Source organism: Mesorhizobium sp. M0139 (assembly GCF_040322455.1).
Taxonomy (GTDB): Bacteria; Pseudomonadota; Alphaproteobacteria; order Rhizobiales; family Rhizobiaceae; genus Mesorhizobium.
In genome coordinates, this window is record NZ_JAMYTN010000007.1 from 78,929 (window position 1) to 91,608 (window position 12,680).

Annotated in this window: 10 protein-coding genes; 3 read left to right on the forward strand and 7 right to left on the reverse strand. The window is 63.6% G+C overall.

Annotation, left to right across the window (positions count from 1 at the left end; genetic code table 11):
- Positions 1–247 precede the first annotated feature (247 nt).
- Positions 248–2,887: an aminopeptidase N gene (pepN, locus tag NKJ58_RS13690; RefSeq protein ID WP_352853309.1), complete on the reverse strand. Its 2,640-nt coding sequence runs from the start codon at positions 2,885–2,887 to the stop codon at positions 248–250.
- 420 nt (positions 2,888–3,307) lie between these two features.
- Here pepN and NKJ58_RS13695 point away from each other — a divergent pair, with 420 nt between their 5' ends.
- Complete coding sequence (locus NKJ58_RS13695) at positions 3,308–4,210, forward strand: DMT family transporter (protein ID WP_023687251.1); 903 nt, start codon at positions 3,308–3,310, stop codon at positions 4,208–4,210.
- 19 nt (positions 4,211–4,229) lie between these two features.
- Here NKJ58_RS13695 and NKJ58_RS13700 read toward each other — a convergent pair whose 3' ends face one another.
- From NKJ58_RS13700 to NKJ58_RS13710, 3 genes are all read right to left on the reverse strand, one after another.
- Positions 4,230–5,042, reverse strand: a complete 813-nt coding sequence (locus NKJ58_RS13700; RefSeq protein ID WP_352546224.1) for a helix-turn-helix domain-containing protein — start codon at positions 5,040–5,042, stop codon at positions 4,230–4,232.
- Positions 5,043–5,267: 225 nt separating this feature from the next.
- Complete coding sequence (locus tag NKJ58_RS13705) at positions 5,268–6,146, reverse strand: uracil-DNA glycosylase (protein ID WP_023670194.1); 879 nt, start codon at positions 6,144–6,146, stop codon at positions 5,268–5,270.
- Positions 6,147–6,287: 141 nt separating this feature from the next.
- Positions 6,288–6,842: a hypothetical protein gene (locus tag NKJ58_RS13710; protein WP_023698594.1), complete on the reverse strand. Its 555-nt coding sequence runs from the start codon at positions 6,840–6,842 to the stop codon at positions 6,288–6,290.
- A gap of 302 nt (positions 6,843–7,144) precedes the next feature.
- Here NKJ58_RS13710 and NKJ58_RS13715 point away from each other — a divergent pair, with 302 nt between their 5' ends.
- Together NKJ58_RS13715 and NKJ58_RS13720 are read left to right on the forward strand one after the other, a co-directional pair.
- The gene (locus NKJ58_RS13715; protein ID WP_023698595.1) at positions 7,145–8,824 is read left to right on the forward strand and encodes an electron transfer flavoprotein-ubiquinone oxidoreductase; all 1,680 of its coding nucleotides are present in this window, start codon (positions 7,145–7,147) and stop codon (positions 8,822–8,824) included.
- A gap of 143 nt (positions 8,825–8,967) precedes the next feature.
- Positions 8,968–9,567 carry a DUF922 domain-containing protein gene (locus tag NKJ58_RS13720; protein WP_023692824.1) on the forward strand — a complete coding sequence of 200 codons (600 nt, stop codon included), beginning with the start codon at positions 8,968–8,970 and terminating at the stop codon, positions 9,565–9,567.
- A 25-nt stretch (positions 9,568–9,592) separates the two neighbouring features.
- Here the strand turns inward: NKJ58_RS13720 and NKJ58_RS13725 are convergent, their stop codons facing one another.
- The 3 genes from NKJ58_RS13725 to NKJ58_RS13735 all read right to left on the reverse strand — a co-directional run bounded on the left by NKJ58_RS13725 (position 9,593) and on the right by NKJ58_RS13735 (position 12,679).
- On the reverse strand, positions 9,593–10,606 hold the full coding sequence (locus tag NKJ58_RS13725) for an endonuclease/exonuclease/phosphatase family protein (RefSeq protein WP_156929813.1): 1,014 nt from the start codon (positions 10,604–10,606) through the stop codon (positions 9,593–9,595).
- 140 nt (positions 10,607–10,746) lie between these two features.
- Positions 10,747–12,207, reverse strand: coding sequence for an AMP nucleosidase (locus tag NKJ58_RS13730; RefSeq protein ID WP_023731828.1), 1,461 nt, complete (start codon positions 12,205–12,207; stop codon positions 10,747–10,749).
- Between the two features lie 277 nt (positions 12,208–12,484).
- Complete coding sequence (locus tag NKJ58_RS13735; protein WP_023670200.1) at positions 12,485–12,679, reverse strand: hypothetical protein; 195 nt, start codon at positions 12,677–12,679, stop codon at positions 12,485–12,487.
- Position 12,680 lies beyond the last annotated feature (1 nt).

A 12,680-nucleotide genomic window follows, 5' to 3' on the forward strand; every position in this document is an offset into this window, starting at 1 on the left:
TGTAAAGAATCAAAGGTGATTCGCCTTGTCCAGAGGCGCGGCCGAAAAACATTAAAAATTGATTGAAATAACGCTGAAATCCCTCCCCTTGAGGGGAGGGTGGCCCGAAGGGCCGGGTGGGGTCCTCGGCGAAGCGCTCGACTCTCTCAATCACGGTCGAAGTTGGTCGAGGTCGCGCACTGCCGCAACGACCCCACCCGTCCATCCGCCTTCGGCGGCTGTCCACCGTCCCCTCAAGGGGGAGGGATCAGGCCAGCGTTCGCTCCACAATGTCCCGCAAATCCGCCGACAGGTTCTCGGCACCGGCGATGGCCAGCAGCGCTTCCCTGGCCTTGGCTTGCCTGCCCGGCTCCAGCGAGCGCCACGAGCGCAGCGCTGTCGCCAGCCTGGCCGCCACTTGCGGATTGCGTTTTTCAACCTCGAGTACGGTCTGGGTAAAAAACCGGTAGCCTTCGCCATCGGCGCGGTGGAAGCCGGTCTGGTTGGCGCTGGCGAATGTGCCGACCAGCGAGCGCACCCGGTTCGGATTGGCCATCGAGAAAGCTGCGTGACCAGTCAGCTCGCGTACCGTGTCGACTGTCCGGCGTCCCGGCACGCTGGCCTGGATCTGGAACCATTTGTCCATGACCAGCGGATCGGCGCCATAACGCGCCTCGAAATCGGCCAGCGCCTTGATCGCCTCCGGCGAACCGTCATGGCGGTGCGCAAGGACGGTCAGCGCTGCGGCGCGGTCGGTCATGTTGGTCGCGGTTTCGAAATGCCGGGCGGCGAGCGCAGCACCTTTCGGCAGCAGCGAGAGGTAGTCGAGCAGGATGTTGCGCAGCGCGCGGCGTCCCGCACTTGCCGCGTCGGGGCTGAACGGCCCGTCGCCGGCGAGGCGGCCGTATAGGTCGGTGAACGTTTGCTGATTGGCGCGCGCGATTGCCAGCGCCAACGCCTCGCGAGCGGCAAAGATGGCGTCGGGATCGATGTTCGTGCCGATGTCGCGGGCAATGTCGGCCTCGCCCGGAAGTGACAGCGCCAGCGCCCGGTAGGCAGGTTCCAGGGTCTCGTCGCCGGCGATCTTGCCGGCAAGTCCGGTCAGCCTGGCGGTGAAAGCCGGCTTCGCGCCGCCGAGGATCTGGCGGAAGGCCGCTATCAGCGCATCGGTGAGCAGCGTGTTGAACGCCTGCCAGCGCGCGAAGGCATCGCTGTCATGGCCGGCGAGGAAGAACTGGTCGTCGGCCTTCTGCTCGACCGAAAGTGTGATCGGCGCCGAAAAGCCGCGATTGAGCGACACCGCCGGCCGCTCGGCGACGCCTGAGAAGCGCACCATATGTCGGCGCTTGCGGATATGGATGATACCGTCTTCGACGGTGGCGCCTTCGACGCCGCCATAGGCGACCGGTTCGCCGCCGGCGCCGACCAAGCCGAAGGCGAGCGGAATGTGCATCAGGCGCTTGCGGCTCTCCGACGGTGTCGGCGGCACCGACTGCTCGATCTCGAGGGTAAACTCGCGCGTCGCCGGATTGTGCGTCGAACTGACGGTCAGGTTCGGGGTGCCCGCCTGGTGATACCAGAGCGCGAACTGAGACAGGTCGCGCCCGGAGGCGTCCTCGAACACCTTCAGGAAGTCCTCGATCGTCGCGGCCTCGCCATCATGGCGCTCGAAATAGAGGTCCATGCCGGCGCGGAAAGCCTCGGCCCCGAGAATCGTGCGGATCATGCGCACGACTTCCGAGCCTTTTTCGTAGACCGTCGCCGTGTAGAAATTGTTGATCTCGCGGTAGCGGCGCGGCCGTACCGGATGCGCCAGCGGTCCCTGGTCCTCGGGGAACTGGTGCGCCCTGAGCGTGCGCACTTCGGCGATGCGCTTGACCGCACGCGAGCGCTGGTCGGCGGAGAATTCATGGTCGCGAAAGACCGTCAGCCCTTCCTTAAGGCAGAGCTGGAACCAGTCGCGGCAGGTGATCCTGTTGCCGGTCCAGTTGTGGAAATACTCATGCGCGATGATCGCCTCGATATTGGCGAAATCGGCATCGGTGGCGGTTTCCCGGTCGGCCAGCACATACTTGTCGTTGAAGATATTGAGGCCCTTGTTCTCCATGGCCCCCATGTTGAAGTCGGAAACGGCGACGATGTTGAAGACGTCGAGGTCGTATTCGCGGCCGAAGGCCTGCTCGTCCCATTGCATCGAGCGCTTCAGCGCATCCATGGCGTAGCCGGCAAGCCCCTCCTTGCCTGGCTCGACATAGATGCCGAGTTCGACCTCGCGCCCGGACATGGTGACGAAACTGTCCGCAACCTTGCCGAGATTGCCGGCCACGAGCGCAAACAGATAGGACGGCTTGGGGAAGGGGTCGTGCCAGACTGCAAAGTGCCAGCCGTCGGCAAGCGCGCCGCTTTCGACCGGATTGCCGTTGGAAAGCAACAGCGGCGCTTCGTCCAGCCTCGCCTCGATACGCACGGTATAGACCGACAGGATGTCGGGGCGGTCGAGGAAATAGGTGATGCGGCGAAAGCCCTCGGCCTCGCATTGCGTGCAATAGACATTGCTGGAGCGGTAGAGGCCCATCAGCGCCTCATTGCTGGCCGGCGCGATCTCGGTCTCGAGCAGCAGCTGGAAACGGGCCGGCGGCCTCAAAATGGTCAGCTGGTCCGGCGTGGCGAGATACTCGGCCGGGGCAAGCTCGCGACCGTCGATGGCAATGCGCTTGAGCACCAGGCCGTCGCCGTCCAGCACCAGCGACGTCGAGGCGGCGGCGCCATCGCGGCGTTCGATCGTCAGCACTGCGGTGACACGCGTTGCGTCTGGCGAAAGGCGGAAGGTGAGGCCGGTTTGCGGGATGGAAAAGTCGTTGGGGCGGTAGTCTTCGAGCTTGAAGACCTGGCCGGTATCGGTTCGCATTCCCTTGGGTTTCCCTGTCGCTATCGGAGCCGCTGACGTGTCATGGCCCATTAAATCTAAAGTTGCGCGCTCTTTACACGAAACGGTCACTCGACAAAACTGCGCCAATGCCTATTTCGGGGCGTTCCCCTTCCGCCATCATCGTGAGGCCTTGATGACCGTCGTCAGATCGAAGTTCGGCATGGGCGCCTGTGTACCGCGTCGTTCGACGCGCATCTCAGCGGAGATCCGGGAAGCAACAGAACAGTGAAAGCCGGACCTGGAGACGAAGCGGGCGGGAAACTGTCCGATCATCCCGGCGCGCATCGGCCCAATAATCGATGTCGATTTTTGGAAAGCACGATGCGCAGATTTAAAGTGTCAGAGCGTCCTTTGCGCGTCGAAGACGACGCGCGGCGCTCTAATGTTCTCACCGGGATCATGCTCAAGGTCATGTCGGTGGCGGTCTTTGTCGGCATGCAAACCTGCATCAAGGCCGCCGGCACTTTGCCGGCCGGCCAGATCGTCTTCTTCCGCTCCTTCTTCGCCATCTTCCCGATCATCGCCTTCCTGGCCTTCAAGAGAAAACTGGGTACGGCGTTCGCCACCAAACGCCCGCTGAACCACATTGCGCGCGGTGTCGTCGGCGTTTGCGCCATGGGGCTCGGCTTCTTTGCGCTGACCCGGCTGCCGCTGCCTGAGGCGATCACGCTGAACTATGCCCAGCCTTTGCTGGTGGTGGTGTTCTCCTCGCTATTCCTCGGCGAAGCCATTCGCGTCTATCGCTGGAGCGCGGTTGCGGTCGGTCTGGTCGGCGTGCTGATCATCTCCTGGCCGGAGCTGACGCTGCTCACGTCGGGCGTCGCGCTCGGCGACCAGGAGGTGCTGGGCGTCATCGCTGCTCTTGTTTCTGCAGCAATCTCCGCCAATGCCATCCTGCTCGTGCGCAATCTTGTCCAGACTGAACGAACAGCGACCATCGTGTTGTGGTTCTCGGCGACGGCGAGTGTCATGGCGCTGCTTACGCTGCCCTTCGGCTGGCAGGCGCTGACGCCGCTGCAGGCCGGTCTGCTGGTCGCAGCAGGGTTCTGTGGCGGGCTGGCGCAGATTTTGATGACGGCGGCGTACCGCCATGCCGAAGCTTCGGTGGTGGCGCCGTTCGAATACACCTCGATGATCCTCGGCGTGGTCGTCGGCTATTTCGCCTTTGGCGATATCGCGACCATCAACACGCTCGTCGGCGGTGTGATCGTCGTTGCCGCCGGCATGTTCATCATCTGGCGCGAGCGCCAACTCGGCCTGGAACGCACCCGAACGCGCAAGGCAGCGCCACCACAGGGGTGAGGAGGTCCGCGGGGTTGGCTCAGTTAGCTTCCGCACGTTCCTTCGCCAGCCGCACCAGCACCGCTCGCGTCTGCTCGTCGGCCGGGAAGAAAGACTCGATCGCCAGTTCCGACAGCGTCACGTCAAGCGGCGTGCCGAAGACGGTGATGGTGCTGATGAAGGACAGCACCTGGTCGCCATGCGCCAGCCGCAGCGGATGGACGATGCCGTTGGGCTCGACCGGCACCGGCCGCGCACTCTTGAGCCCGGACGGATAGGTTCGCAATTCGCGCTCCAGCTCGACCAGGACGGGATCGCCGGCGGCATCGTTCTGGTGTTTCAGCCGCTCCAGCAGATGCGCCCGCCATTCCGCGAGATTGACGATGCGCGGTGCGATGCCGTTCGGGTGCAGGCTGAGGCGCAGCACATTGACCGGCGGCTGGAGCAGCGACGGCTCGGCAACATCGGCCAGAAACGGGCCGATGGCGGCATTGGCGGAAATCAGGTTCCAGTGCCGGTCGACGGCGAGGGCGGGGAACGGCTCATGCCCTTTGAGCACGCTCTCGACCGCGGCAAGCGCCGGCGCCAGCGTCGTATCTGTGAGTGGCCGCTCGCTGAAGCTCGGGGCAAAGCCGGCAGCCAGCAACAGCTGATTACGCTGCCGCAGCGGAATCTCAAGCTGCTCGGCCAGATGCAGCACCATCTCGCGCGAGGGCGCGGCGCGGCCGCTTTCGACGAAGGAGAGATGACGCTGGGAAATCTCAGCCTCCATTGCGAGATCAAGCTGGCTCATGCGCCGGCGCGTGCGCCATTCGCGGATCAGGCTGCCGGCGGAGGTTTGGGCTGTTGTCATGGGAGGATGAGTAGGCCGGGGCGGGCGGTATTTCAATTACCTCTGAGGTCATTGGCGCGGTTCTCCCTTCTCCCCCTGTGGGAGAAGGTGGCCGAGCGAAGCTCGGTCGGATGAGGGGTGTTCCAGGGAACGCCAACGTCTCACTCCGCTGGAACACCCCTCATCCGTCTCGGCGCTGCGCGCCGATCCACCTTCCCCCACAAGGGTGGAAGGAAGAGGCGCGCCTCACCCCACCTCTCGCAACTTCGCTTTCACCTCGAGAAAATCCCGCCACGCCAGTTTCTTGTGCGCCGGCGTCCGCAAGAGATAGGCCGGGTGCAACGTCGGCATGGCCGGAATGGCAGTGCCCGACACCGTCGTGTGCACCTGCCAATTGCCGCGCAGGCGCAGGATGCCCTCGGTAGTGTTGAGCAGGGTTTTGGCCGAAGGGCCGCCGAGATTGACCAGCACCTTCGGATTGACCAGCTCTATCTGCCGCTCGATGAAGGGACGGCAGATTTCGGTCTCGTGCGGCGTCGGCGTGCGGTTGCCGGGTGGCCGCCAGGGAATGACGTTGGCGATATAGACCGAAGTCCGGTCAAGCCCGATCGCCGCCAGCATGCGGTCGAGCAGCCGGCCCGAGCGGCCGACGAAGGGCAGGCCCTCAATATCCTCGTCGCGGCCGGGCGCCTCGCCGACCAACATCACCGAACCTTCCGGATTGCCGTCGGCAAAGACCAGGTTCTTGGCGGTGAATTTGAGGTTGCAGCCATCGAACGACGCCATGTGCTGGCGCAGTTCGTCGAGCGTCGAGGCACTTGCCGCCATTTGCCGGGCCAGGGCCGCCTGTGCCTCGTCGGGCACCGTCGCCATGGCCGGAACGGAACGCGCCGGCGCGTCCGGCACCCGGCTTGCGTCCAGCCCGGGGCTGGCGGCGGCTTGTTCCGGAAACTTGTTTTCGCGAGGCGGCGCGGCAGGCGCCGTTGTGCGCTCGGGGCGCTTCGGTGCTGCCCCGGCAAACCGGTTCACCGGCGCGTCCTCCAACGCTTCGTCGACACCGGCAGAGGCGTAGAAGGCGAGCAACTCGGCCAGGTCGGATCGGTTGTTGGGGGAGGCGGCAGTCATGCCGGGCACATTCGTCCGCCGAGAGACGATTTGCAAGGTTGGGCGGTTAGTAATCTCCCCCTTAAGGAGGGAGATTACGCGCTCGTCGGCTTTCGCCAATCACGAAGGGCATTTCGTGGCGATTTTCACGGCGTCTGCCGCTTACCCCGTCGGTATCCGCGGATCCTGCACCAGATAGAACGTCCAGCGCGGCGTGTAGTCGGTGATCAGAAACTCGAAGCGTCCCCTCTTCAGCGGGTCGATCTGTCCACTCTTGAACAAGAGCCGGTCATAGGGTTCGAAATCGCGGTCGAAATCGGCGTACGCGCTCGACAGGATGTTGTCGGGCGTCTTGTTGCGCTGGTCGAAGGACAGGCCGTCGCCGAACACGCTCGGCTGGTTGAGTATCTCCTGCAGCTCGAACTGGAATTCGACCCAGGCCTGGCCGCTGTTGTTGAGCACCTCGATACGCATGTACAGGATGCCGTTGGCGAATTCGCCGTTGGTGCTGAACGGCTGGATCGGTTTGGTGGTGCGGATGGTGAGCGTCACCGGCGTCGACGAATTCAGCTCCTCGGAGATGACCAACGGATCTTCCTTGGTGCCGGTGCCCGAGGCGCCGGTGATGTGGAAACCGCCAAGCTCGTCGGAAAAGGAATAGGCGCCGGTCGCCCACACCTTCACCGGCTCGGCCTGAGCGCGAACCGGCGTAAGCATTGAAAGGGCGAGAAGGATCGCTCGGCACGTCCGGCCGGGCGGAAGGGGGAAGCGCGTCAATGAATAGCCGGACGGCGTGCGCATGGAAATAAGTATGGCCGATAAGAGAGCCGTCGAACAATTAAAATATGGGACGCTGAGCGCGGCCGCGCGCAAAACGCTTGCGGCAGAGTTGTCATCCGCGACTTTTTGTCGAAATCGGCATTGTCACGTCAGCGCCGGTTTCCTGTCGCGGATTGATGCGCTATGCAGCGCAGGAGCCAGCAAAATGCCGGAAACGGTTGGCCAGTGCGGAGGGGTTGATGAGCGAGATCGAACGCGAGAGCATGGAATTCGACGTGGTCATCGTCGGGGCCGGCCCGGCGGGCCTTGCCGCAGCGATCCGTCTCAAGCAGGTCAATCCCGAGCTTTCCGTCGTGGTGTTGGAAAAGGGCGGCGAGGTTGGTGCACACATTCTGTCAGGCGCCGTCGTCGATCCAATAGGCATCGACCGCCTGTTGCCGGGCTGGCGCGAGGAAGATGGCCATCCCTTCAAGACGCCGGTTACGGCCGACGATTTCCTGGTGCTCGGCCCCGCCGGCTCGTTCCGTCTGCCCAATATACTGATGCCGCCGCTGATGAACAATCACGGCAACTACATCGTCTCGCTCGGCAATGTCTGCCGCTGGCTGGCAACCAAGGCTGAAGCGCTAGGCGTCGAAATCTATCCGGGCTTTGCTGCCGTCAGCCTCGTCTACAACGATGCCGGCGCCGTCACGGGCGTCGTCACCGGCGACATGGGCGTCGAAAAAGACGGCACACATGGCCCGGGCTTTGCGCCGGGCATGGCGCTGATGGGCAAATACGTGCTGATCGGCGAGGGCGCGCGCGGTTCGCTGTCCAAGCAGCTGATCGCAAAATACAAACTGTCCGACGGGCGTGAGCCCGGCAAATACGGCATCGGCCTCAAGGAGCTGTGGCAGGTCAAGCCCGAGAACCACCGGCCGGGCCTGGTGCAGCACTCCTTCGGCTGGCCGCTCGACCTGAAGACAGGCGGCGGCTCCTTCCTCTACCACCTCGAGGATAACCAGGTCGCGGTCGGCTTCGTCCTGCATCTCAACTACAAGAACCCCTGGCTGTCGCCCTTCGAGGAATTCCAACGGTTCAAGACGCATCCGGCGATATCGCGCACCTTCGAGGGCGCCAAGCGCATCGGCTATGGCGCGCGCGCCATTACCGAAGGCGGCTGGCAGTCGGTGCCGAAACTCTCCTTCCCCGGCGGCGCGCTGATGGGGTGTGCGGCGGGCTTCGTCAACGTGCCGCGCATCAAGGGTTCGCACAATGCGGTGCTGTCCGGCATGCTGGCGGCCGAGCATGTCGCGCAAGCGATCGGCTCCGGCCGCGCCAATGACGAACTGTCGTCTTATGAGGACGCCTGGCGCGCGACCGATATCGGCAAGGATTTGAAGAAGGTCCGCAACGTCAAGCCGCTCTGGTCGCGCTTCGGCACCATTATCGGCGTCGGCCTCGGTGGTCTCGACATGTGGCTGAACACGCTGTTCGGCTTCTCGCCCTTCGGCACGCTGAAACATGGCAAGGCCGATTATGCCACGCTTGAGCCCGCGGCCAAGCACAAGAAGATCGCCTATCCCAAAGCGGACGGCGTGCTGACCTTCGACCGCCTGTCCTCGGTGTTCCTGTCCAACACCAATCACGAGGAAAACGAGCCGGTGCATCTCATCGTCGGCGACATGGAGTTGCAGAAGCGTTCCGAGCATGATGTCTTTGCCGGGCCTTCGACCCGCTATTGCCCGGCCGGTGTTTACGAATGGGTCGACAAGGACGGCAACGCCGCCGCCGATCCGTCTGCCAAGGATGTGCGCTTCGTCATCAACGCGCAGAACTGCGTGCACTGCAAGACCTGCGACATCAAGGATCCCAACCAGAACATCAACTGGGTGCCGCCACGAGGCGGCGAAGGCCCGGTCTATCAGGGCATGTGAGCCCCACCGACCGGGGCCGTCTCGACCAGCAAAAATGGCGGCGATGGCCGGGTTTACCAAGGCATGTAAGGCGCTCGGCGCCAAAGATTGTTGAAACCGTCGTCTGCTTGTGGTCTCATTGCCGCGTCCATGGGGAAAATGGCATGCGCGTGTTGGTCTTGTTTTGCGTCGCCGTCATAAGCGCGGCCTGCGGCGTCGTCGGGACGGCGTCGGCGGGGGTGAAAACCGTCGTCAAGACGCGAACCTATGACATCACCGGCACGACAGGTGCCGGTCTGGTTATCGCCATGAACCGCAGGGGCCCCAAGCACGGTTTCATGACCCACGCCATCGCGCAGACAAGCTACACCGCCGACTGGAGCCTGGACGTGGGTCAGGTCAACGGCGTCTGCCGCCTGCGCCAGGCCAATGGAACGCTCAACATCGCCTACACCTACCCGCGCGTCGCCTCGGCCGTCACGCCGGCGCTGCGCAAACGCTGGAACCGGTTTTTCACAGGCGTTCTCGCTCATGAAGGAACCCATGGCCGTATCGCCGGGCAGATGATGCAGGCTGCCGAGCGGTCGGTTCGCGGCCTGAAATTTGCCAACGATCCGCAATGCAACAAAACGCGCGTCGAAGCCACGCGGCGCTTGCAAGCCACTTCCAAGCTCTATGAGGCAAAACAGATCGCGTTCGACGCGCGCGAGCACAGTGAAGGCGGCCATGTCGAGCGCATCATCGAGGCCTTGGTAGGCTTGTGAAACCGTAAGCCCCGTGGCGTACGATCTAGCCGCCCATGCTGGGCTGGATCAGCGACACAGTCGCGGTAGAATCCTCGTCGACCGGCTTGGTCTCGTCGCGCATCAATGAAAATTCCACCATCACCGGCAGATGGTCGGAGCCGGTCTCTTCCATCTGCGTCGACGACAGGATGGTCACCCCGCCCTTCGAAAACACCTGGTCGATCGGCAGGCCCGCATAGCGCCGCAGGAAATCGGGCAGGGTCCGGTGGATCCAGGTCGGTCCGGCCGACGGCATCACGGTCAGTCCGCCGAGCGAGGCAACGCGCCGTACCGCGGCGCTCCACGGCACGGCATTGCAGTCGCCGGCCATGATCGCCGTCTCGCCGAGCGAGGTGAGCGTCTCGGTCAACTCGCCGATCTGCCAGTATTGTTCCTTCGGCCACGGCCAGCTCAAATGGATCGCCGCGACATCGACCGGAGTGCCGCCGAAATCGACGGTGGCGGCCGCCATCGCGCCGCGCGGTTCGCAATGCGGCTCGGTGCCGGCCGCAAAGGGTCGCCGGGACAAAAGCGCCACGCCCCACACGCCGTCGGGATGGGCGCACAGGATGCGATAGGGATAGGCGTTCTGGATATAGCTGAGTTCGGTCGCCCACATGGCCGATACTTCGTCGAGCGTGATCACGTCTGGGTTGGTCCTGCCGATCAGCGAAAGAACCTTCTTGGGTGTCGGATTGTTGAAACGCAGGTTCATCTGCAGCAGCCGGTAGACCGGTTCGTTGCCGGGCGCGGCGTCATTGGCGGCCCGCACCGGCCACAGGCGCGGCAAGGTGCTCAACGTGCTGGCGAAGGCGGCCACGGCCAGCAGCAGGCCCACGCCCGCCTGCAGGCGAAACGAGGTGGCGAGCAGCGGCAGCGCAATCAGCCCCATCAGCACGGCAAAATGGATGCGGAAATGGGCGAAGGAATCGAAGGCCGGATGCAGTGCGCCAAAGAACCCGGCTACAAGCGCGGCCGAGAGGCCGAGCATTGCCAGGAACGCCATTGAAGCCATCATCTTTCGCACGCGTGCCATCAGACCGGGTCTTGCCCATAGACCGGGTAATACATTGCCGAGGTATCAGGCCTTTATCGGCTGAAATGCGGCCCAATCAAGATGACGAAACGCCTCGCGGCAAACATTTACGGCAAGCCGGTCTACTGAAAGGCCGTCTCCGAAAAGCTTCTCAGCTTGCGCGAATGCAACCGTTCCATCGGCATTTCCGCCAGCTTCTCCATCGCCTTGATGCCGATGGTCAGATGCTGCGCCACTTGCCGCTTGTAGAATTCGGTCGCCATGCCGGGCAGCTTCAACTCGCCATGCAGCGGCTTGTCGGAGACGCAAAGCAGCGTGCCGTAGGGCACGCGGAAGCGGAAGCCATTGGCGGCGATCGTGGCCGATTCCATATCGAGCGCGATGGCGCGCGACTGCGACAGCCGCTGCACCGGTCCGCGCTGGTCGCGCAGTTCCCAGTTGCGGTTGTCGATGGTGGCGACGGTGCCGGTGCGCATGATGCGCTTGAGATCGTAGCCGGAAAGTCCGGTGACTTCGGCGACCGCCTCCTGCAGCGCCACCTGGATCTCGGCCAGCGGCGGTATCGGCACCCACACCGGCAGGTCATCGTCCAGCACATGGTCTTCCCGGACATAGGCATGCGCCAGCACATAGTCGCCCAGCGCCTGAGTGTTGCGCAGGCCGGCGCAATGGCCGAGCATCAGCCATGCATGTGGCCGCAGCACCGCGACATGGTCGGTGATCGTCTTGGCGTTGGACGGGCCGACGCCGATGTTGACCATGGTGATGCCGCCATGGTTCGGCTTCTTCAGATGATAGGCTGGCATCTGAGGCAGGCGCGGCGCCGCCACGCCTTCGCTGGGCGCGTTTTGCCCTGCCTTGGTGATGACATTGCCCGGTTCGACGAATTCGGTATAGCCGTGGCCGCCTTCAGCCATCTGGGCCCGCGCGCGGGCGACGAACTCGTCGATGTAGAACTGGTAGTTGGTGAACAGCACGAAGTTCTGGAAATGCTGCGGGCTGGTCGCGGTGTAGTGCGTCATGCGGTGCAGCGAATAGTCGATGCGCTGCGCCGTGAACGGCGCCAGCGGCCTTGGTTCGCCGAACGCGACCTCGAAGGTGCCGTTGGCGATCTGGTCGTCGGTGCCGTCGAGATCCGGCACGTCGAACAGGTCGCGGATCGGCCGTTTGATGCGGTCGGCGGCGGCGCCATCGACATGGGTTCCTTCAAGGAACGCGAAATGCAGCGGGATCGGCGTGGTCGATTCCGAAACCGTTACCGGCACGCCGTGATTGCGCATGATCAGGCGAAGCTGCTCTACGAGATAGCGTTCGAACAGCACCGGCTGGGTGATGGTGGTCGAGAAATGCCCGGGGGTCGGCATGTGGCCGTAGGCCTGGCGCGAGTCGATCTGGGTGAACGAATTGGTGGTGACGCCGATCTCCGGGTAGAAGGCGCGGTAGCGCTTGCTTTCGTCGCCGCCGGCGGCAAGCGTGGCAAAGGAGTCGCGCAGAAACTTGGTGTTGCGGTCGTAGAGCACCTGCAAGGCGGCCACGGCCTTTTTGGCGTCGTCGAAGCTCTGCTTGCCGAAAGGCTCCGGCATGACGACCGATTCGATAGCTTGTGGGTAGATTCGCTTTTCCATGGCTCAATATAGAGACTTGAGGCCGCACTTGGGAGGGGAGGGTGGCCGCCAAGTGGTCGATTTATTCGTCCACGCCCAAGGTGTGCTGAGATTCAGGTAAGGCTGAGCCGGAGTCGAGGACGGGCGCGAAGCGACCAAACTGGTTGGCTTCGAGAACCGGAGCGGAGCGTACTCGAAGCATGTGAGCACCAAGGCCGCCACTTGCAGGCCAGCATCACCTTAATACCGGCACACCTTACCCGCGCTGCAGACTGACCAGCAAGACAAAGCCGACGCCATGCTTCTTCGTCGCCGGCGCGTCGATCGTCGTGTCGGCATTGGCCCGCATCATCGGCATGGCCAGGACCGGCGCCGACAACACGACCAGAACGAGCGCCGCCCGCGGCAGGAGCCGAAGGGTCTGGAGGGCGTTGATGGCGATGCGGTTCATG

Excerpts from the sequence above, each read along its gene's own strand:
- pepN (WP_352853309.1), bottom strand. The coding sequence starts at position 2,887 with ATGCGAACCGATACCGGCCAGGTCTTCAAGCTCGAAGACTACCGCCCC.
- NKJ58_RS13695 (WP_023687251.1), top strand. The coding sequence starts at position 3,308 with ATGCTCAAGGTCATGTCGGTGGCGGTCTTTGTCGGCATGCAAACCTGC.
- NKJ58_RS13700 (WP_352546224.1), bottom strand. The coding sequence starts at position 5,042 with ATGACAACAGCCCAAACCTCCGCCGGCAGCCTGATCCGCGAATGGCGC.
- NKJ58_RS13705 (WP_023670194.1), bottom strand. The coding sequence starts at position 6,146 with ATGACTGCCGCCTCCCCCAACAACCGATCCGACCTGGCCGAGTTGCTC.
- NKJ58_RS13710 (WP_023698594.1), bottom strand. The coding sequence starts at position 6,842 with ATGCTTACGCCGGTTCGCGCTCAGGCCGAGCCGGTGAAGGTGTGGGCG.
- NKJ58_RS13715 (WP_023698595.1), top strand. The coding sequence starts at position 7,145 with ATGAGCGAGATCGAACGCGAGAGCATGGAATTCGACGTGGTCATCGTC.
- NKJ58_RS13720 (WP_023692824.1), top strand. The coding sequence starts at position 8,968 with ATGCGCGTGTTGGTCTTGTTTTGCGTCGCCGTCATAAGCGCGGCCTGC.
- NKJ58_RS13725 (WP_156929813.1), bottom strand. The coding sequence starts at position 10,606 with ATGATGGCTTCAATGGCGTTCCTGGCAATGCTCGGCCTCTCGGCCGCG.
- NKJ58_RS13730 (WP_023731828.1), bottom strand. The coding sequence starts at position 12,207 with ATGCCGGAGCCTTTCGGCAAGCAGAGCTTCGACGACGCCAAAAAGGCC.
- NKJ58_RS13735 (WP_023670200.1), bottom strand. The coding sequence starts at position 12,679 with ATGAACCGCATCGCCATCAACGCCCTCCAGACCCTTCGGCTCCTGCCG.